General features: G+C 38.0%; 16 protein-coding genes and 5 tRNA genes. 1 reads left to right on the forward strand and 20 read right to left on the reverse strand.

The genetic code is table 11. The features are described from left to right. Nucleotides 1-50: 50 nt before the first annotated feature. The 17 genes from rpoC to rpsU form a co-directional block, all read right to left on the reverse strand. The gene (gene rpoC / locus GFO_RS11170) at nt 51-4,352 is read right to left on the reverse strand and encodes a DNA-directed RNA polymerase subunit beta' (protein WP_011710236.1); all 4,302 of its coding nucleotides are present in this window, start codon (nt 4,350-4,352) and stop codon (nt 51-53) included. Between the two features lie 70 nt (nt 4,353-4,422). Then, the gene (rpoB, locus tag GFO_RS11175; RefSeq protein ID WP_011710237.1) at nt 4,423-8,235 is read right to left on the reverse strand and encodes a DNA-directed RNA polymerase subunit beta; all 3,813 of its coding nucleotides are present in this window, start codon (nt 8,233-8,235) and stop codon (nt 4,423-4,425) included. Between the two features lie 133 nt (nt 8,236-8,368). Continuing rightward, nucleotides 8,369-8,743, reverse strand: coding sequence for a 50S ribosomal protein L7/L12 (gene rplL / locus GFO_RS11180; protein ID WP_011710238.1), 375 nt, complete (start codon nt 8,741-8,743; stop codon nt 8,369-8,371). Between the two features lie 57 nt (nt 8,744-8,800). Next, the gene (gene rplJ / locus GFO_RS11185) at nt 8,801-9,322 is read right to left on the reverse strand and encodes a 50S ribosomal protein L10 (protein ID WP_011710239.1); all 522 of its coding nucleotides are present in this window, start codon (nt 9,320-9,322) and stop codon (nt 8,801-8,803) included. A 9-nt stretch (nt 9,323-9,331) separates the two neighbouring features. Further along, the gene (gene rplA, locus GFO_RS11190) at nt 9,332-10,030 is read right to left on the reverse strand and encodes a 50S ribosomal protein L1 (RefSeq protein ID WP_011710240.1); all 699 of its coding nucleotides are present in this window, start codon (nt 10,028-10,030) and stop codon (nt 9,332-9,334) included. A gap of 19 nt (nt 10,031-10,049) precedes the next feature. Then, entirely contained in the window at nt 10,050-10,487 is a 438-nt protein-coding gene (rplK, locus tag GFO_RS11195) for a 50S ribosomal protein L11 (protein WP_011710241.1), read from the reverse strand. A gap of 73 nt (nt 10,488-10,560) precedes the next feature. Next, nucleotides 10,561-11,112, reverse strand: coding sequence for a transcription termination/antitermination protein NusG (gene nusG, locus GFO_RS11200; RefSeq protein WP_041250350.1), 552 nt, complete (start codon nt 11,110-11,112; stop codon nt 10,561-10,563). An 11-nt stretch (nt 11,113-11,123) separates the two neighbouring features. Then, nucleotides 11,124-11,321, reverse strand: a complete 198-nt coding sequence (secE, locus tag GFO_RS11205; protein ID WP_011710243.1) for a preprotein translocase subunit SecE — start codon at nt 11,319-11,321, stop codon at nt 11,124-11,126. A gap of 79 nt (nt 11,322-11,400) precedes the next feature. Continuing rightward, nucleotides 11,401-11,473: transfer RNA gene (locus GFO_RS11210), tRNA-Trp, on the reverse strand. Between the two features lie 58 nt (nt 11,474-11,531). Continuing rightward, nucleotides 11,532-12,719 carry an elongation factor Tu gene (gene tuf / locus GFO_RS11215; protein WP_011710244.1) on the reverse strand — a complete coding sequence of 396 codons (1,188 nt, stop codon included), beginning with the start codon at nt 12,717-12,719 and terminating at the stop codon, nt 11,532-11,534. Between the two features lie 57 nt (nt 12,720-12,776). Beyond that, nucleotides 12,777-12,848: transfer RNA gene (locus GFO_RS11220), tRNA-Thr, on the reverse strand. Between the two features lie 279 nt (nt 12,849-13,127). Next, a tRNA-Gly gene (locus GFO_RS11225) sits at nt 13,128-13,200 on the reverse strand. Nucleotides 13,201-13,271: 71 nt separating this feature from the next. Further along, nucleotides 13,272-13,356 (reverse strand) — tRNA-Tyr (locus tag GFO_RS11230). A 306-nt stretch (nt 13,357-13,662) separates the two neighbouring features. Continuing rightward, nucleotides 13,663-13,736: transfer RNA gene (locus tag GFO_RS11235), tRNA-Thr, on the reverse strand. A 103-nt stretch (nt 13,737-13,839) separates the two neighbouring features. Next, nucleotides 13,840-14,142: a ribosome hibernation-promoting factor, HPF/YfiA family gene (hpf, locus tag GFO_RS11240; RefSeq protein ID WP_011710247.1), complete on the reverse strand. Its 303-nt coding sequence runs from the start codon at nt 14,140-14,142 to the stop codon at nt 13,840-13,842. A gap of 35 nt (nt 14,143-14,177) precedes the next feature. Continuing rightward, nucleotides 14,178-15,068 (reverse strand): tyrosine-type recombinase/integrase, encoded by an 891-nt coding sequence (locus GFO_RS11245; protein ID WP_011710248.1) that lies wholly within the window; start codon nt 15,066-15,068, stop codon nt 14,178-14,180. A 92-nt stretch (nt 15,069-15,160) separates the two neighbouring features. After that, on the reverse strand, nt 15,161-15,355 hold the full coding sequence (gene rpsU, locus GFO_RS11250) for a 30S ribosomal protein S21 (protein ID WP_041250351.1): 195 nt from the start codon (nt 15,353-15,355) through the stop codon (nt 15,161-15,163). 155 nt (nt 15,356-15,510) lie between these two features. Between rpsU and GFO_RS11255 the strand changes: the two genes are divergently transcribed. Then, on the forward strand, nt 15,511-16,380 hold the full coding sequence (locus GFO_RS11255; protein WP_041250107.1) for an MBL fold metallo-hydrolase: 870 nt from the start codon (nt 15,511-15,513) through the stop codon (nt 16,378-16,380). Between the two features lie 358 nt (nt 16,381-16,738). Here GFO_RS11255 and GFO_RS11260 read toward each other — a convergent pair whose 3' ends face one another. From GFO_RS11260 to GFO_RS11270, 3 genes are all read right to left on the reverse strand, one after another. Further along, nucleotides 16,739-17,905, reverse strand: a complete 1,167-nt coding sequence (locus tag GFO_RS11260) for an acyl-CoA dehydrogenase family protein (RefSeq protein ID WP_011710251.1) — start codon at nt 17,903-17,905, stop codon at nt 16,739-16,741. 91 nt (nt 17,906-17,996) lie between these two features. After that, entirely contained in the window at nt 17,997-18,869 is an 873-nt protein-coding gene (locus GFO_RS11265) for a helix-hairpin-helix domain-containing protein (protein WP_011710252.1), read from the reverse strand. 13 nt (nt 18,870-18,882) lie between these two features. After that, complete coding sequence (locus tag GFO_RS11270; protein WP_011710253.1) at nt 18,883-20,967, reverse strand: amino acid carrier protein; 2,085 nt, start codon at nt 20,965-20,967, stop codon at nt 18,883-18,885. Between the last annotated feature and the right edge of the window lie 129 nt (nt 20,968-21,096).

The raw sequence follows: 21,096 nt of genomic DNA on the forward strand, positions 1-21,096 counted from the left end.
AAAAAAAGGCCCCACTGTTAGCGGAGCCTTTTCTTAATTATTATCAGGAATTAGTTATAATTAACTTCCTGTTTCTTCTCAAGCATCTGGTCAAATTCTTCTTTAGAACCAACAATAATGCTATCGTATTTTCTCATACCTGTACCTGCAGGAATTCTGTGTCCTACAATTACATTTTCCTTCAATCCTTCAAGATAATCAATCTTACCGCTTACTGCAGCCTCGTTCAATACCTTCGTTGTTTCCTGGAAGGAAGCAGCAGAGATAAAGGACTTAGTTTGAAGTGAAGCTCTGGTAATACCCTGAAGTACCGGATTAGCCGTTGCCGTGATTACGTCTCTGGCAGTTGCAAGATTCTTATCTTCTCTTCTAAGAATAGAGTTTTCGTCTCTAAGATCTCTTGGAGTGATAATTTGTCCTGCCTTCAGTTTTTCAGAATCACCCGCGTCTTCGATAACTTTCATTCCGAATAACTTGTTATTCTCTTCGATGAAATCAGCTTTATGTACAAGTTGATTTTCAAGGAAAATAGTATCTCCCGGATCTACGATTCTTACCTTACGCATCATCTGTCTTACCACAACCTCAAAGTGCTTATCGTTAATCTTCACACCCTGTAGTCTATATACCTCCTGAACTTCGTTCACAAGATACTGTTGTACAGCATTTGGCCCTTTGATATTCAAGATATCTTCCGGAGTGATAGAACCATCAGAAAGTGGCATTCCAGCTCTCACGTAGTCATTCTCCTGAACAAGGATCTGGTTAGATAATTTAACAAGATACTTCTTAACCTCACCAAGTTTAGACTCAACGATGATCTCACGGTTACCTCTTTTAATCTTACCAAAAGATACCACACCGTCAATCTCAGATACAACAGCCGGGTTAGATGGGTTACGTGCTTCGAAAAGCTCGGTTACCCTTGGAAGACCTCCTGTAATATCCCCTGCTTTAGAAGATTTACGTGGAATCTTAACCAAAATCTTACCAACTCCAATTTTCTCTTCGTTGTCCACCATAAGGTGAGCACCTACCGGAAGGTTATAAGAACGAATTACTTCGTCTTTCTTCCCTAGGATATGAAGCGTTGGGATCAATTTCTTGTTACGGGATTCAGAAATTACTTTTTCCTGGAATCCTGTCTGCTCATCGATCTCAACCTGATAAGTAACACCCTGTTCTACATTCTCATACTTGATCTTACCGGCAAATTCAGAAATAATTACACCGTTATATGGATCCCAAGTACAGATTACTTCACCTTCCTTCACTGTTGCTCCATCGTTAATATTGATCTGAGAACCGTAAGGAATATTGTTGTTACTTAATACAACTCCTGTTTTCTTATCCTTGATCTTAAGTTCAGCGGTACGAGAGATCACGATGTCTGCAGTTCCACCATCAGGGGCTTCACCTTTAACAACTTTTAGATCTTCGATCTCTGCAACACCAGCAAACTTAGCTTCAAGTTTATTATCTTCAGAGATGTTACCTGCAATACCACCCACGTGGAACGTACGTAGTGTAAGCTGTGTACCAGGTTCTCCAATAGACTGTGCAGCAACAACCCCAACAGCTTCACCTGTTTGAACAATTTTGTTGGTTGCAAGGTTTCTACCGTAACACTTGATACAGATCCCTTTCTTCGCCTCACAAGTAAGTGGTGAACGTACTTCAACACTCTCGATTGGCGCAGCTTCGATCTTAGCAACGATCTCTTCAGTTATTTCTTCATTTGTAGCAACAATATGTTCTTGTGTTGATGGATTTACCACATCATTTAGAGAAATACGTCCAAGGATTCTCTCTCCTAATGATTCTACAATTTCTTCATTCTTTTTAAGTGGCTTCACTTCCACTCCTCTCAATGTTCCACAGTCATCTTCATTTACGATCACATCCTGAGAAACATCTACCAGACGACGGGTTAAGTAACCAGCATCGGCAGTTTTAAGTGCGGTATCGGCAAGACCTTTACGAGCACCGTGAGTTGAGATAAAGTATTCAAGAATTGAAAGTCCTTCTTTAAAGTTAGAAAGAATCGGGTTTTCAATAATTTCACCTCCACCAGAGTTAGATTTCTTCGGCTTAGCCATCAATCCACGCATACCGGTTAACTGACGAATCTGTTCTTTCGAACCACGAGCACCAGAATCAAGCATCATATATACTGAGTTGAATCCTTGCTTGTCTTCACGAATTCGCTTCATAGCCAGATCTGTAAGACCTGCGTTCGTAGAAGTCCAGATGTCAATTACCTGGTTATAACGTTCGTTATTGGTAATAAGACCCATGTTATAGTTACCAATGATACCTTCAACCTGCTCATTAGCTTCATCGATCATAGATTGTTTCTCTTCAGGGATGATAATATCACCTAAGCTGAAGGAAAGTCCACCACGGAATGCAAATCCATATCCAAGACCTTTAATCTCATCAAGGAATTCTGAAGTTTCAGGTACACTTGTAATTTTAAGAATCTTACCAATAATCTCACGAAGGGATTTCTTAGTTAATACCTCATTGATATACCCGGCTTTTTCAGGTACAGCTTCATTAAATAAAACTCTACCAACCGTGGTATCCTTGATCATATAAACCAATTCACCTTCTTCGTTGTAATCTTTAGTTCTAATCTTGATTCCTGCGTTAAGATCTACTCTCTTCTGGTTGTAAGCTATTACAAGCTCTTCCGCAGAATAAAAAGTAAGTCCTTCACCAATTACTGTCTCATCTTTAGTAGTTTTCTTGTGCTTGGTCATATAATAAAGACCAAGTACCATATCCTGAGAAGGTACAGTAATAGGAGAACCGTTTGCAGGGTTCAAAATATTATGAGAAGCAAGCATTAATAACTGTGCTTCTAGAATAGCTTCCGGCCCAAGTGGTAAATGAACTGCCATCTGGTCACCATCAAAATCGGCATTGAATGCAGTACACGCAAGTGGGTGAAGCTGAATTGCCTTACCTTCAATAAGTTTAGGCTGGAATGCCTGGATTCCCAGACGGTGAAGTGTAGGAGCACGGTTCAATAATACCGGATGCCCTTTCAACACATTTTCCAATATATCCCAAACTACAGGTTCTTTCTTATCGATAATCTTCTTAGCAGACTTCACTGTTTTTACGATCCCTCTTTCTATCAGTTTTCTAATAATAAAAGGCTTGTAAAGTTCCGCTGCCATATTCTTGGGAAGACCACATTCGAACATTTTTAGTTCCGGTCCTACAACGATTACCGAACGTGCTGAATAATCCACACGCTTACCAAGCAGGTTCTGACGGAAACGCCCTTGTTTCCCTTTCAATGAATCTGAAAGTGATTTAAGCGGACGGTTAGAATCAGTTTTTACTGCTGATGATTTTCTTGTATTATCGAATAATGAATCTACAGATTCCTGAAGCATACGTTTCTCATTTCTAAGAATCACCTCAGGAGCTTTAATCTCCATTAATCTTTTCAGACGGTTGTTACGAATAATTACACGACGGTAAAGATCGTTCAAATCTGAAGTAGCGAAACGACCACCATCAAGAGGCACCAAAGGTCTAAGTTCCGGTGGAATAACCGGTACTACCTTCATGATCATCCATTCTGGATTGTTTTCACGATTTTTATTTGCATCACGAAGTGCTTCCACCACCTGAAGTCTCTTAAGAGCCTCCGTTTTACGTTGCTTGGAAGTTTCGTTATTAGCTTTATGTCTTAATTCATAAGAAAGTTCATCAAGATCTATTCTCTTAAGAATTTCGATTAGACATTCAGCTCCCATTTTAGCGATAAACTTATTTGGGTCGCTGTCGTCTAAATATTGATTTTCCTGAGGAAGTTCATCTAAAATATTTAGATATTCTTCTTCCGTCAAGAAATCCATTTTCTTCAATGGTTCTCCTTCTTCATTCTTCGCATTACCTGCCTGGATCACTACATATCTTTCGTAGTAGATGATCATGTCAAGTTTCTTAGAAGGAAGTCCCAACAAATAACCAATTTTGTTAGGTAAAGAACGGAAATACCAGATATGAGCTACAGGTACTACAAGGTTAATATGACCAACACGGTCTCTACGCACCTTCTTCTCGGTAACTTCTACACCACAACGGTCACAAACAATCCCTTTGTAACGAATTCTCTTATATTTTCCGCAGGCACACTCATAATCCTTTACAGGACCAAAAATACGCTCACAGAACAATCCGTCACGCTCTGGTTTGTGCGTACGGTAATTGATCGTTTCAGGCTTAAGAACTTCGCCGCGAGATTCCGCAAGGATAGACTCTGGAGAAGCTAAACCTATAGAGATCTGGTTGAACCTCTGTACTGTATTTTTATCATTATTTCTAGCCATAATACTTTTTATATAGTAAACAGTAGTAGTATCCAGTAAAGTTTACTGAATACTAACTACTGGTGACTTTTTATTCTTCTAATTTAATATCCAATCCAAGACCTTTCAATTCGTGCATAAGTACATTGAAAGATTCCGGCAATCCAGGTTCTGGCATTGGCTCACCCTTCACAATAGCCTCATAGGTCTTAGCTCTACCAATCACATCATCAGATTTTACCGTCAGGATTTCACGTAGGGTAGCAGAAGCTCCATAAGCCTCTAATGCCCAAACTTCCATCTCTCCAAATCTCTGACCACCAAATTGTGCCTTACCACCAAGCGGTTGCTGAGTAATAAGTGAGTATGGTCCAATAGATCTGGCGTGCATCTTATCATCGATCATATGACCTAATTTCAGCATATAAATCACACCAACTGTAGCACGTTGATCAAATCTCATTCCGGTTCCACCATCATAAAGATACGTATGACCATATCTTGGAATTCCTGCTTTATCGGTAAGATCATTGATCTCTTCGATAGTTGCACCGTCAAAAATTGGAGTCGCATATTTCTTCCCGTTTTTCTGACCAGCCCATCCAAGAACTGTTTCGTAGATCTGACCGATGTTCATACGTGATGGTACCCCAAGTGGGTTCAACACGATATCAACCGGAGTTCCATCTTCAAGGAATGGCATATCTTCCTGACGAACGATTCTTGCAACAATACCTTTGTTACCGTGACGTCCTGCCATCTTATCCCCTACCTTCAGCTTACGTTTCTTAGCGATGTAAACTTTAGCCAGTTTAAGAATTCCTGATGGAAGTTCATCTCCAACAGAAACGGTGAATTTCTCTCTTCTTAGGTTACCCTGAAGATCGTTTTCCTTGATTTTATAATTATGTAAAAGATCTGCAACAAGCTCATTAAGGTGATCATCTGTAGTCCATGTACCCGTAGTTAAGTGGGTATAATCGTCTACAGCATTTAACATCTTAAGCGTGTACTTCTTACCTTTTGGCATTACTTCTTCACCAAGGTCATTCTGTACTCCCTGAGCTGTTTTTCCACCTATAATAGTGAATAGTTTCTCAACAAGATCAGCCTTAAGATTAGCGAATTTAGCATCGTACTTTTTCTCTAGTGCTGCAACATCTTCTTTATCCTGAGCTCTCTTACGCTTATCTTTAATTGCTCTTGCGAACAACTTCTTATTAATAACAACACCACTTAATGATGGAGATGCCTTTAATGAAGCATCTTTTACATCACCTGCTTTGTCACCAAAGATCGCACGTAGAAGTTTTTCTTCGGGAGTTGGATCACTTTCTCCCTTAGGAGTAATCTTACCTATAAGAATATCACCAGGCTTCACTTCAGCACCAACTCTAATCATTCCGTGTTCATCAAGGTCTTTAGTAGCCTCTTCTGAAACGTTTGGAATATCATTCGTCAATTCTTCGTTACCTAGTTTTGTATCTCTCACTTCAAGAGAGTATTCATCTATATGGATAGAGGTGAAAATATCATCTCTTACCACTTTTTCTGAAATTACAATCGCATCCTCAAAGTTGTAACCTTTCCAAGGCATGAAGGCTACCTTCATATTTCTACCTAATGCAAGTTCACCTGCTTCAGTAGCATAACCCTGGCAAAGAACCTGTCCTTTAGTAACTCTGTCACCTACACTTATGATTGGTTTCAGGTTGATACAAGATCCCTGGTTCGTCTTACGGAATTTAATAAGGTTGTAAGATTTTGAATCATCATCAAAACTTACCATTCTTTCCTCTTCAGTACGATCGTACTTAATTACAATCTTATTTGCATCTACATATTCTACTTCTCCTTCTCCTTCAGCATTAATCAATACTCGAGAATCTGTAGCTACCTGTCTTTCAAGTCCAGTTCCAACAATAGGAGAATCTGTTCTTAAAAGTGGTACTGCCTGACGCATCATGTTTGATCCCATCAATGCACGGTTGGCATCATCATGTTCCAGGAATGGAATTAATGAAGCCGAAATAGAGGAGATCTGGTTTGGTGCAACATCGGTATAATGTATCTCCTTAGGATCAACTACCGGGAAATCACCCTCCATACGTGCAATTACACGATCTGTATCTATAGTTCCGTCATCTTTTAATGGAATGTTAGCCTGAGCTATCTTCTTACCTTCTTCTTCTTCAGCGCTTAAATAAATTGGCTCTTCGGAAGTATTGATCTTACCATCGGTTACACTTCGGTATGGAGTTTCAATGAATCCCATTCCGTTCACTTTTGCATAAACAGAAAGTGAAGAGATCAAACCAATATTCGGACCTTCAGGAGTTTCAATAGGACAAAGTCTTCCGTAGTGAGTATAGTGAACATCACGTACCTCGAACCCTGCTCTTTCTCTTGATAAACCACCTGGTCCTAATGCGGAAAGTCTACGCTTATGCGTGATTTCTGCAAGAGGGTTCGTCTGGTCCATGAACTGAGATAACTGGTTAGTTCCGAAGAAAGAGTTGATCACAGAAGACAATGTCTTCGCGTTGATCAAGTCAATTGGAGTAAACACTTCGTTATCACGAACGTTCATACGCTCACGGATTGTTCTTGCCATACGAGCAAGACCAACACCGAACTGCTGAGATAACTGCTCACCTACAGTTCTTACACGACGGTTAGAAAGGTGATCAATATCATCAATCTCAGCTTTAGAGTTGATAAGTTCAATTAAATATTTAACAATGGTAATAATGTCTAATTTGGTAAGCACCTGCTTATCCATTTCAACATCAAGACCAAGCTTTTTGTTCATTCTATATCTACCAACTTCTCCAAGGCTGTAACGCTGATCTGAGAAGAAAAGTTTGTCGATAATTCCACGAGCAGTTTCCTCATCTGGCGGTTCAGCATTACGAAGCTGACGATAGATATGTTCTACCGCTTCTTTTTCAGAGTTGGTAGGATCTTTTTGTAGTGTATTATGAATGATCGCATAATCACCGGTTTGGTTATCTTCTTTATGAAGAAGAATCGTTTTACTTCCGGTTTCAAGAATTTCTTCTATGTGATCTTTTTCAAGTTCTGTATCACGGTCAAGAACGATCTCGTTACGTTCGATAGAGACAACTTCTCCGGTATCTTCATCTACGAAATCTTCGTACCATGTATTTAATACTCTTGCCGCAAGTTTACGTCCAAGGTATTTTTTAAGTCCTGTTTTAGATACCTTCACTTCTTCCGCAAGGTCAAAGATCTCCAAAATATCTTTATCACGCTCAAATCCGATAGCACGGAAAAGCGTGGTAACAGGTAATTTTTTCTTACGATCGATATACGCGTACATTACGCTGTTAATATCGGTAGCAAATTCTATCCATGATCCTTTAAAAGGAATTACACGGGCAGAATATAATTTAGTTCCATTTGCATGGAAAGACTGTCCAAAGAAAACCCCTGGAGAACGGTGTAGCTGAGAAACTACTACTCGCTCGGCACCGTTGATGCAGAAAGTTCCGCTAGGTGTCATATAAGGGATAGTTCCCAAATAAACGTCCTGTACGATGGTTTCAAAATCTTCGTGTTCAGGGTCGGTACAGTATAACTTAAGTCTCGCCTTAAGTGGTACACTATAGGTCAATCCGCGTTCTATACACTCCTGAATGGAATATCTCGGCGGGTCCACAAAATAATCTAAGAATTCTAGTACAAATTGATTACGGGTGTCCGTAATGGGGAAGTTTTCTAGGAAGGTGTTGTAAAGACCTTCATTTCCCCGCTCTTCTGATTTTGTCTCTAATTGAAAGAAGTCCTGAAAAGACTTAATCTGCAGATCCAGAAAGTCCGGATAAGCAGGCTTGTTCTTAACAGAAGAGAAACTCAATCTTTCAGTTTGCTTTGCTAACATCAATGGACGGGATTATAATTTATATATAAAAAACTGCGTTTTTTGAACTTAAGTTCTATATACGCAAAATGGTTTAGACCTCCAGGAGTGTATCCCTGAGGTCTAAACCTAAATAATATTGCTTGTGCTAAGCTTATTTAAGCTCAACCTCAGCTCCTGCTTCTTCTAACTGTGCTTTTAATGCTTCAGCTTCGTCTTTTGCAACTCCTTCTTTAACTGGTTTTGGAGCTTCGTCTACTAATGCTTTTGCATCTTTAAGACCAAGACCTGTAAGTTCTTTTACCAACTTAACTACTGCCAATTTAGATCCACCTGGAGCAGTAAGAATTACGTCGAATTCTGTTTGCTCTTCAGCTTCTTCACCACCAGCGGCACCACCACCAGCAACAGCTACTGCAGCAGCAGCAGGCTCAATACCATATTCTTCTTTTAAAATATCAGCTAATTCGTTTACTTCTTTTACAGTAAGATTAACTAATTGTTCTGCGAAATCTTTTAAATCTGCCATTTTCTATCGTTTTTAAAAAGTTCTTTAATTTATAATTGTTAAAAAGTGCGTACTATATTATCCCTCTTTTTCTGAAAGGGTTTTAAGGATTCCTGCGATCTTTCCACCACCTGATTTAAGTGCGGAAACAACATTTTTAGCAGGAGATTGAAGTAATCCAACGATATCCCCGATAACTTCTTCTTTAGACTTGATATTAACAAGTGTATCAAGATAGTCGTCACCTACATAAATAGCTTCTTCTACAAAAGCTCCTTTAAGTAAAGGTTTCTCAGATTTCTTTCTAAATTCCTTAATAACTTTCGCCGGAGCGTTTCCGGTTTCAGAAAGCATTATTGAGGTATTGCCTTTTAAAACTGTAGGAAGTTCACCGAAATCTTTTTCAGCAGCTTCCATCGCTTTAGCAAGCAATGTATTCTTAACTACCGCTAATTTTACGTTTGCTTTAAAACAAGCTCTACGTAAGTTAGAAGTACTTCCAGCATCCAGGCCAGAAATGTCAGCCAAATAGATAGTTGGATTTTCGGCTAACTGGGCAGTTAAAGCTTCTATAACTTGTGCTTTTTCTTCTCTTGTCATAATCTTAAATTATTGCTCAGTAAACCTTTTAGTATCAATCTGTACACTCGGGCTCATGGTACTAGACATGTAAATTGTCTTAATGTACACTCCTTTAGCTGCCTGAGGCTTCAATTTTACCAGCGTAGTTAATAATTCTCTTGCATTACCAGCAATTTTCTCAGCATCAAAAGATGCTTTTCCAACTCCAGCATGCACAATTCCGTGCTTATCTACCTTAAAGTCAATCTTACCAGCTTTAACATCAGAAACTGCCTTAGCAATATCCATAGTTACAGTACCAGTCTTAGGGTTAGGCATTAAACCTCTTGGTCCTAGAACTCGTCCTAATGGTCCAAGTTTACCCATAACGCTAGGCATCGTGATAATTACATCAACATCTGTCCAACCGCCTTTTATCTTATCAAGGTATTCATCTAATCCCACGTAATCGGCACCAGCTTCTTTAGCCTCTTCTTCCTTATCTGGAGTCACAAGAGCCAAAACTTTAACGTCTTTACCAGTACCATGAGGAAGTGTTACCACACCTCTCACCATTTGATTTGCTTTTCTAGGATCTACGTTCAAACGAACCGCTAAATCCACAGAAGCATCAAAGTTTGCGTTGGAAACTTCTTTTATCAAAGCTGAAGCTTCGGCAACCGTATAGGTTTTGCCGTTCTCAATCTTAGACTGAGCTTCTTTTTGCTTTTTAGTTAATTTTGCCATTTCTTAATTTCTTTTTGGATTAAAACGGTGCATCACCTTTTACAGTTATTCCCATCGAACGAGCTGTTCCGGCAACCATTTTCATTGCAGACTCTACAGTAAATGCATTAAGATCCTGCATCTTGTCTTCTGCAATCGCTTTAACCTGATCCCAAGAAACACTAGCCACTTTTTTTCTGTTCGGCTCACCAGAACCTTTTTTAGTCTTAGCCGCTTCCATCAATTGTACTGCTGCAGGTGGAGTCTTGATCACAAAATCAAAAGACTTATCCTTATATACAGTAATTGCAACTGGAAGCACCTTTCCTTGCTTATCCTGAGTTCTACCATTGAATTGCTTACAGAATTCCATGATATTTACCCCGGCAGCACCTAAAGCAGGTCCAACTGGTGGTGATGGGTTAGCAGCACCTCCGCGAACTTGTAGTTTTACAACTTTACTTACTTCTTTTGCCATTTTTCAAATTTTTAAATGATCGTTTATTGAGTGGAAGCTTAAAAAACAATCAAAAAATATGTAACAGTTATTATTATACTTTTTCTACTTGCATATAGCTTAACTCCAATGGTGTTTTTCTTCCGAAAATTTTCACCATTACTTCAAGCTTACGCTTTTCTTCATTGATCTTTTCTACCGTACCATTAAATCCGTTAAATGGTCCGTCAATTACCTTAATAGTTTCACCAATTGTAAAAGGAATCGCAACATTATCAGCCTTCACAGAAAGTTCATCGACTTTCCCTAGCATTCTATTCACTTCAGATTTTCTAAGCGGCACAGGATCTCCTCCTTTTGTTTCTCCTAGAAATCCAATAACTCCATTGATACCTTTAATTATATGAGGAATTTCACCTCCAATATTGGCTTGAATCATTACATAACCTGGAAAATAAACTCTTTCTTTATTTACCTTTTTCCCGTTACGAATTTGAATTACTTTTTCAGTAGGAACAAGAACCTGATCTATGGCATCTTGAAGCCCGAGGTATTCGATTTCTTTTTCAATATAATCTTTAACCTTATTCTCCTGTCCGCTAACGGCACGAACCACATACCACTTTTTCTCTTTTGCTTCTGCCATAGCCATCTTAATTATGATTTAACCCATTCGAAGTATTGCTCAATCGCTCCACTAAAAAGCGTATCAACACCCCAAATTGCTAATGAAAAAATAATCGAGAATACTGCAACAATTACTGTAAGCCTTTGAGCTTCAGACCAGCTTGTCCAGGTAACGTGGTTTCTTAACTCGTTATATGATTCTGAAATGTAATTAACAATTCCTGCCATTTTTTAAAAAGATATTTGCACGGGTTGAGAGGCTCCCTTCGACTTCGCTCAGGACAGGCTTCTCGCCTCGTTTAATCAGCACGGGTTGAGAGGCTCGAACTCCCGACACCTGGTTTTGGAGACCAGTGCTCTACCAACTGAGCTAAACCCGTAAATATAAGTGAAGGTATCCCGCTCTTCACGGGATACCTTTTTATATTAAAATAATTCTTAATCTAGAATTTCAGTTACCTGACCAGCACCTACAGTTCTACCACCTTCACGGATAGCAAAACGAAGACCTTGATTCATAGCAATTGCTTGGATAAGCTCTACTGTAATAGTAAGGTTATCTCCAGGCATTACCATTTCTACACCATCAGGAAGACTAATTGTTCCAGTTACATCAGTTGTACGTACGTAAAACTGAGGACGGTAATTGTTATGGAATGGAGTGTGACGTCCACCTTCTTCTTTCTTAAGGATATAAACCTCTGCTTTAAACTTAGCGTGAGGAGTTACAGATCCAGGCTTAGTAATTACCATACCTCTAGAAATTTGAGATTTCTCAATACCTCTTAGAAGAATACCAACGTTATCACCAGCTTCACCTCTATCAAGAATTTTACGGAACATCTCAACTCCAGTAATTGTAGAAGTAAGTTTTCCTGCACCCATACCAATAATCTCTATAGGATCTCCAGTATTAGCAACACCAGTTTCTATACGTCCAGTTGCAACAGTACCACGACCAGTAATAGAGAATACATCTTCTATAGGCATCAAGAATGCTTTATCAACATCACGCTCAGGAAGTTCAATCCAAGTATCAACTGCTTCCATAAGCTCAAGAACAGTCTTAGACCATTTCTCATCTCCTTCTAAAGCTCCAAGTGCAGAACCTGAAATTACAGGACCATTATCACCATCATACTCGTAGAAAGAAAGAAGATCTCTAACTTCCATTTCAACTAGCTCTAAAAGCTCTTCATCATCAACAAGGTCAACTTTATTCAAGAATACAACGATTCTTGGAATACCAACCTGACGTCCAAGAAGGATGTGCTCACGAGTTTGTGGCATAGGACCATCAGTCGCAGCAACAACAAGAATAGCACCATCCATCTGAGCAGCACCAGTTACCATGTTCTTAACATAATCGGCGTGACCAGGACAATCAACGTGTGCATAGTGACGCTTCTCTGTTGAATACTCAACGTGAGAAGAGTTAATAGTTATACCTCTTTCTTTTTCTTCTGGAGCGTTGTCAATTTGATCAAACGCACTAGCTTCTGAATATCCAGCATCAGCCATTACCTTAGTAATCGCTGCAGTTAAAGTAGTTTTTCCGTGATCTACGTGTCCAATTGTACCAATATTAAGGTGCGGTTTGGAACGGTCGTATTTTTCCTTTGCCATAATTAATACTTATTTAATCTTAGTTATATATTAGTGTTCAATTTTATACAAAACTAGAGCCAACGATGGGAATTGAACCCATGACCTCTTCCTTACCAAGGAAACGCTCTACCCCTGAGCTACGTCGGCCAGACAATTGACTGTTTCAAACAGCAATAACCATAAACCTATAAGGGGCTTATGGATAGGATCAGGTTCGAGGTATTTCAGTCATTTTGCCCCGAATGGGTAAACCGAAATAATCGGTTGTTGTGACCGGATAAACCTGATTCAATTAAATATAGAATGAGAGACCATATTTCCTTCGATTCCGCTTTCACTTCACTCAGGACAGGCTTCTCACCCTTCTTTCTATTTCCAACATCTTTCAATTAAAAATCAAATTCTGTTTTCTTTAGAAAAACTTAGAGCGGGAGACCGGGTTCGAACCGGCGACATTCAGCTTGGAAGGCTGACGCTCTACCAACTGAGCTACTCCCGCATTTAATTCAAGATTTAAAATTCAAGATTCAAAATTAATTTTGAATTCAGAATTCAGAGTTTTGAATTTATTGGTGGGGAGAGCAGGATTCGAACCTGCGAAGACGTAGTCAGCAGATTTACAGTCTGCCCTCGTTGGCCGCTTGAGTATCTCCCCAATTTTACCACTATTTCATAGAACCATAGCTGAAACAGCTAAGCTTATGATGGTTTTAAAACGGCTGCAAATTAAAGCAAATTTGAAGCACCATCCAAAGCATTTTTTAAAATTTCAGAAGAAAAATTTTTAAAGCCTTAAAAATTAATAATTTAAATTTTAAAAAATCTTCCGAAATTCGGTAATATCAAAATTTCAAGAGCCGATGGAGGGACTCCCTTCGACTAAGCTCAGGATAAACTTCTCGTCCCTTCTTTTACTAAGATCAAAATCTCAACAAAACCTGTGCATTTTCAATTTTTCAAGAGCCGATGGAGGGACTCGAACCCACGACCTGCTGATTACAAATCAGCTGCTCTAGCCAGCTGAGCTACATCGGCCTTTTATGCTACTTTTTCAGCATAAAAAAGTCCGCTATTTCTAACGGACTGCAAATGTATGTAAATTATTCCTTTATCAAAAAATAATTTTGAAAAAAATTATCTACGCATGCGCGCTCATTTTTTCTTTTCTTTTAATCAATTGTCTTTGAAGCGAACTAACGCATTCATCCACACATGCTTCAAATTTATTGCAAGTTTTTTTCACCATAATATCTCCTCCAGGAACACTTAAAAGAATTTCAGTTATCTTATTCTCTTTCCCACTTGTATTTTGAACTTTAAAATACACATCAGCATGAATAATCTTATCGAAATAGGTATCTAGTTTATCTAGTTTTTTTTGAGTGAAGTCAATTAATTTTTGATCGGCATTGAAGTTCACAGATTGCAAATTCATTTTCATATCCTGTAGAATTTAATTAAACAAAAAAGATTAGGTTAGGTTTTACTGTTCCGGGGATGTGCGTTCTGATGAATTTTACTCAATTCAGCAATACTATTATGAGTATACACTTGAGTCGCTGCAAGACTGGAGTGACCCAGCAATTCCTTTACGGCATTTAAATTAGCACCCTGGTTCAATAAATGAGTGGCAAATGAATGCCGCAGAATATGCGGACTCTTCTTTAGTTTACCAGACACCTCACTAAAATAATTATTTATAACTCTATAAACAAAACTTTCATAGATTTTATCTCCTTTGGAGGTTAAAAAAAGGAATTCAGAATCATGATTCACCCCTTCTTCTCGTCTTCGTTCAAGGTATTTCACGGCAGTATCAATTACAGATGAAATCAAGGGAATATACCTTTCTTTACTTCTCTTCCCTAAAACCTTCAACACCCCTCTCTCAAGATCAAGATCTGAAAGTTGGATGTTAATCAACTCTATCCTTCTGATTCCCGTGGAATAAAAAAGTTCTACAATTAACCTGCCCCTGATCCCTTCGTAAGTAGAATCGTCTATATTCTCCAGAACACTCACGATCTCTTCTTCAGAAAAGGGTATCTGAATTTTTTTAGGGGTTTTTAAGGCTTTATGTTTTGCAAGTGGAGAAAACTCTATCTGCTTAGTTTTCAATAGAAATCTATAATAAGCTTTTAAGGACGATATTTTCCTGTTAATAGTTCGGTTAGAAATTCCCGATTCAGAAAGTTCAACGATCCAGCTTCGTATTTGAGAATAACTTACCTCTAAAATCGTATCCTGCTCAAAAGTGTTCTGTATAAAGTCCTGAAATGCATTAAGATCTGCTTTATACGCCGTAATTGTATGAAAAGCATATTTTTTTTCAAGCTGAAGATAATCGAGAAAAGCAGAAAAGGACATAAAAAAACTGTTGATAAACAAAGTTACTAAACTTTGACCTACCAACAGTTTTAAATTTATTGTAGACTGATTTTACAATCTTCTAGTAAGTACTAGATATCTTCTGCGTCTCTCAGATGCTGGATGTATTCAGCTTTCTGAACCTGAGCTCTACGCTCTACAGAAGGTTTTGTAAAATGCTGACGATCTCTTAGCTGACGCATAGTTCCGGTTTTGTCGAACTTACGCTTAAAACGCTTAAGAGCTCTATCTATATTTTCTCCGTCTTTAACTGGTATAATTAACATAGTGTCATCACCTCCCTTCTTTTGGAATCGGTTGCAAAGATAATGCATTTCTATTAACGCCCAATACTTTTATAATTTATTTATCCATGAGTAAATCGAACTTAGATTCGAAGTTCAGGTTTTTCAGTAAATTAGAGCTCAATAAAATATATGTTATGAAAAATTCCTTTAAACTTCTGTTGTCGTTTCTTCTTATGAGCTCTTCTCTTTTTGCTTTTCAGGAAATGGAAAATATAGAAATTGAAATTATTCCAGTTAACAAAGATGTTTATATGCTCCAGGGAGCAGGGGGAAATATTGGAATTCTGATAGGCGACGATGGTATTTTTATGATAGACGATCAATTTCCGGCTTTGAGCAATAAAATTAAAGTCAAATTAGAAAGCTTGAGTGATCAACCTGTAAAATATCTTGTTAATTCACATCATCATGGAGATCATACCGGTGGAAATGAAAATTTCCAGGAAGACGGTGCTTTAATATTTGCTCACGAGAATGTTAGAAAAAGACTTAAATCAGACACCACCAAAACTAACGGATTTCCCATTGTCACTTTTAATGACAAAATGAATCTTCATATAAATAATAATGATATTGTGGTAGCCCACGTCCACAATGCCCATACCGATGGTGATGCGTTGATTTATTTTCCCCAAAGCAATGTGCTTCATACCGGAGACACCTTCTTTAATGGAATGTTTCCCTTTATAGACCTTAAAAGTGGCGGAAGTGTTGCAGGCGACATTGAAGCCGCAAAAACGGGATTATCGCTTATAAATGAAAACACAAATATTATCCCGGGTCACGGAGCACTGTCTGGATATTCTGATTATAAGAACTATTTAAATATGCTTGAAACAATTAGGGATAATGTAAACAGAGCAATTTCTGAAGGAAATTCTGAATCTGAAATAATAGAAAATGAAACACTGACCAGCGAATTTTATTCTGATGAGGAAGCAAAAGATTTTTTTATAACGGGAAAAAAGATCAGGAAAACCTTTTACGATAGTTTAAAAAAATAACCCCGGGCGAAACCCAGGGTCTATCTTAAAAATATTTGATTAAAAATTACCTCGCTGCTGGCTTATATTCTTTTTTATCGATCACCATTTTGGCGATAATAGAAAGGAATTTTTGCCAAAATTCTTACCTCGCTGCTGGCTTATATTCTTTTTTATCGATCACCATTTTGGCGATAATAGAAAGGAATTTTCGCCAAAACTCTTACTTAGCAGCTGGCTTATATTCCTTATTATCAATCACCATTTTGGCGATAATAGAAAGGAATTTTCGCCAAAATTCTTACCTAGCTGCCGGCTTATATTCTTTTTTATCGATCACCATTTTGGCGATAATAGAAAGGAATTTTTGCCAAAATTCTTACCTCGCTGCTGGCTTATATTCTTTTTTATCGATCACCATTTTAGCGATAATTTCTTTCAAAATTTCAGAAGTTCCACCTCCTATAGGGCCTAGTCTACTATCTCTTAATAATCTAGCCATAGGATAGTCTTCCATATATCCATACCCCCCAAGCATCTGAAGACATTTATACATGACCTCATCTGCTATTTTAGTGGCTAGTAATTTAGACATGCTTGCCTCTTTTACTACATAATCACCATCATTCAGCCTTTGAGCAGTCGCATAATTAAATTCTTTAATCACTTCAACTTCACTCACCATCTCTGCCAAAGAATGCCTTAAGACCTGGAACTTATCCAAAGTCTTTCCGAAAGCTTCACGTTCTTTCATATAACCCATAGCATAATCCAGAGCGAATTCAGATCTTGCATGAGCATTGATTCCCATGATCAATCGTTCCATCGCAAAATGCTGCATGATATAATTAAAACCTTTTCCTTCTTCGCCTAAAAGATATTCTTCCGGAATTTCTACATTATCAAAAGCAAGTTCTGCGGTGTCTGAAGCTCTCCAACCTAACTTATTGAGTTTAGTCGCAGAGATACCTTTAACTTCTTTATCTACCAGGAACATACTCATTCCCTTATTACCTTTTTCAGGAGCCGTTTTAGCTGCTACCACATAAAAGTCTGCATAAACACCATTTGTAATAAAAGTCTTTGAACCGTTTATTATATATTTATCACCTTTCTTGACTGCCGTAGTTTTCATTCCAGCCACATCAGATCCTCCAAAAGGTTCAGAAATACAAAGACATCCTATCTTATCCCCATCAATCGCAGGTGTAAGATATTTTTCTTTTAGATCATGATCTGCTTCCACTTTTAAATGGGTCATCGCTAAATATGCATGTGCCCACATCGCTGCTGCAAACCCTCCGGAATTAACCTTCTGAAGCTCTTCAAGAAATATCACAGTGTAAAATAGGTCAAGGCCCATACCACCGTATTCTTCAGGCTGATTAAGTCCGAAATATCCCATTTCACCGAATTTTTTCCATATAAATCGTTCTATGGTTCCGGTTTCTTCCCATTTTTCTATATGAGGCACAACTTCTTTCTGCAAAAATTCCTGAAAACTTTTCCGGAATAAATCGTGTTCCTCTGTAAAATATCTACTCATTCCTATATTATTTTAAAGCTGTAATTGTAATTCAAAAACAGCAATTCTAAATTGTATTATTGTGAATTTGGACAAGAAATTTTTCCAAAAATTACTCTAAGGTCAAATATAATTTAATTCTATCAATTTTATCGTAAGGAAAATCGTTGATTTTTGATAATTCTTCAAAAGAAGTGATTTTTTCATGAAGTCTTCGATAGCTTAAAATTCCCCTGACCAATTGCCCATTAAAGTAAGGGATTTCAGCCAATTCTGCCTCCGTTATCAAATTGAGATTCTTTATAGCTATATTAGGCCTTGAAACGATTTGAAACTTTTTATCGATTCTTTCAATAACTTCTGAAGAGAGACCGTAAACATCATTTAACTGAATTGAAGATACAAATCCTCCTATTTTCTTCCTGTATTTTACAATCCTTTCCGATAGAACATCTCCTACTCCATTAATGAGTTTAAAATCTTCAGCACTGGCCGAATTCAGATCGGAAATTGCAATATCAATATCAGATCCTTTGGATCCTTTATTCTGAAAGGTAACTGAATTTCTTTTATTAGTCCATTCAGGAAAACGAAAAGACCGACTGATTCTATTCAACAAACTATCTGACACTCCGGTTATTTTTTGAAAGTCTTCCACAGAGTTAATCCATTTTCCGTTTTGTCTGTAAACTAAAAGACGATCAATTTCTTCCAATTTCATCCCTAACTGATATCCCTTAAAATCCGTAATATAATTGGGATTAAAAGGATAAATTGTATCTCTTCCAGAAGGAGCAATCCTGTTTAGGGAATCCAGTTGTTTTTGATAAATTTCTACTTCACGATCGTTTATTTTATCAGCTTCTTTTTCGGAAGAAAAATCAAAAAACATAAAAACCTGGAAACTAATAATTAAAAGGACTAAAAGAAAAATCCCATTTTGCTGACTTCTTGAAAGCGCAAAATGGGATTTTAGAAATTTCATTTTTTATCAAGACCTAAGAGGCCGTCTTAGTATTTTTCTTTTCGGTTTTCTGAAACAGCTCACCGGCTTTAAGCCTATGTTGATATTCCTTAAGATCATTGCTAACCTCTCCAATCAAGAAGTATAGCCCAATGATGTTAGGGAAAGACATCGCCAGAATCATCATATCTGAAAAGTCAAGAACCGCTCCCAAACTAACAGAAGCTCCAATTACTACAAATATAAGAAACAGTGATTTATATACGATCTCGTTCTTTTTACTCTTCCCGAAAAGGTAGGTCCATGCCCTCATTCCATAATAAGACCAGGAGATCATCGTAGAGAATGCAAAAAGGAATACCGCTGTTGCAAGAACATAAGGAAACCATGAGATAACACTACCAAAAGCGGTTGATGTAAGCTCTACACCTCCAACCCCGGCAACTTCATGCATTCCTGTAAAAATAAGTACTAATGCGGTAAGCGTACATACTACAACAGTATCGATAAATGGCTCTAAAAGAGCTACAAAACCTTCAGAAGGCGGATGATTCGTTTTTGCAGCACTGTGTGCAATTGCCGCAGATCCAACACCAGCCTCATTCGAGAATGCTGCACGCTGGAATCCTACGATAAGTACCCCAATAACTCCACCTTTTAAAGCACTTGGACTAAATGCTCCATCCCATATTGCGGAAAAAGCAGGCCCTATATTTTCAATATTTACTCCTATCACTACCAATGCTCCAAGAACATACACCCCGGCCATAATAGGTACAATTTTTCCGGTAACCTTAGCAATACTACTAATCCCACCAATAATTACAATACCAACAAAAATAGCTACTACAATACCAAACCAGAATCCGTTTCCAACAAGCATTGGAAACTCTCCTGCTAGAATTGAGAAAGACTGGTTGGCCTGGAACATGTTACCTCCACCAAAGGAAGCTCCAATAGCAAGAATTGCGAAAAAAGCTGCAAGGAATTTACCCAGTCCTTTTTTATTTCTTTTTTCAAGCCCATATCTCAGGTAGTTCATAGGGCCACCAAATACACGACCTTCAGAATTTATAAATCTATATTTTACCCCTAACGTACATTCTACGAATTTAGATGACATCCCCAGCAAACCTGCAAGAATCATCCACATGGTAGCTCCTGCACCTCCTAAAGAGATAGCCACAGCAACACCGGCAATATTCCCAAGTCCCACGGTACCAGAAACAGCAGTAGCCAATGCCTGGAAATGTGTTACCTGTCCCGGTGCATTTGGATCATCAAATTTCCCTTTTGCAAGTTGAAGTGAATGCCTAAAGCCTCTTATATTGATAAACCCTAAACGTAAGGTAAAAAATAAAGCTCCCAGAACTAACCAAACTACAATGAACGGTATGTTCTTAGTTTGAAAGTCTCCGTTTGGATGAAGCAAAGCGACAGGCTCATCATATTCAATACTAGCGAAATATTGAGCACCCGCCTCTATTACGTGTTTTTTATTTTCTGAATTATAAATAACATCTTCTTCACCAAGAAAATGTTCTATTTTACCATCAGCATTGGCATAAACATTAATATCCTGACCGTTTTTAGATACAATAGCTACAAGGTCTCCTTCATTCACATGATCACCATCAGCCTCTTTCCATTCTTTAAGAATGAATTTTGCATCCTCACTTGCATCCCATTCAGGCGCTTCGATTCTTTTTATATCTGCGTAAACAACCGGATCGTAAATTCCAACTGCAGAAAACGGATCCCAGAATAGAACACTTCCCATACTGGCTACAATTGGCGCAAATGTTCCGTTAAAATGCTCTGTAATGGCCTCTGCATCTACCTGATACTCTTTTTCAACAGAATCTCCATTACTATCACTAACTACAACAGTATAAGGAATACCTTCGGTAAGTCCTTCAGTTCTATTAGATTCAAGGCTGGTTCCCTGATTAGACCATTTGTATTGATAAGGAGGAGTTCCCCCGGTTACATCTAGTTCGATGAACCCATTATTAATCACTTTTGAAGGATTACCTACTTTGGCTTTTACATCTAGTTCTTGTGCAGACAATCCAAAAATTGAAAATAAAAAGAACATTGAAAGCAAATACTTTCTCATATGGAATTTCAGTTATTTATGTGAAGTTAAATTTTCAGCGGGTGAATATGCTAAAAAATTAGTCTATTTCAAACTTTTACCCGTTAAATTGTGAATTTCTTGTTAAATATAAACGATATTCGGTGCTTA

The sequence above is a fragment of the Christiangramia forsetii KT0803 genome (genome assembly GCF_000060345.1).
GTDB classification, from domain to species: domain Bacteria; phylum Bacteroidota; class Bacteroidia; order Flavobacteriales; family Flavobacteriaceae; genus Christiangramia; species Christiangramia forsetii.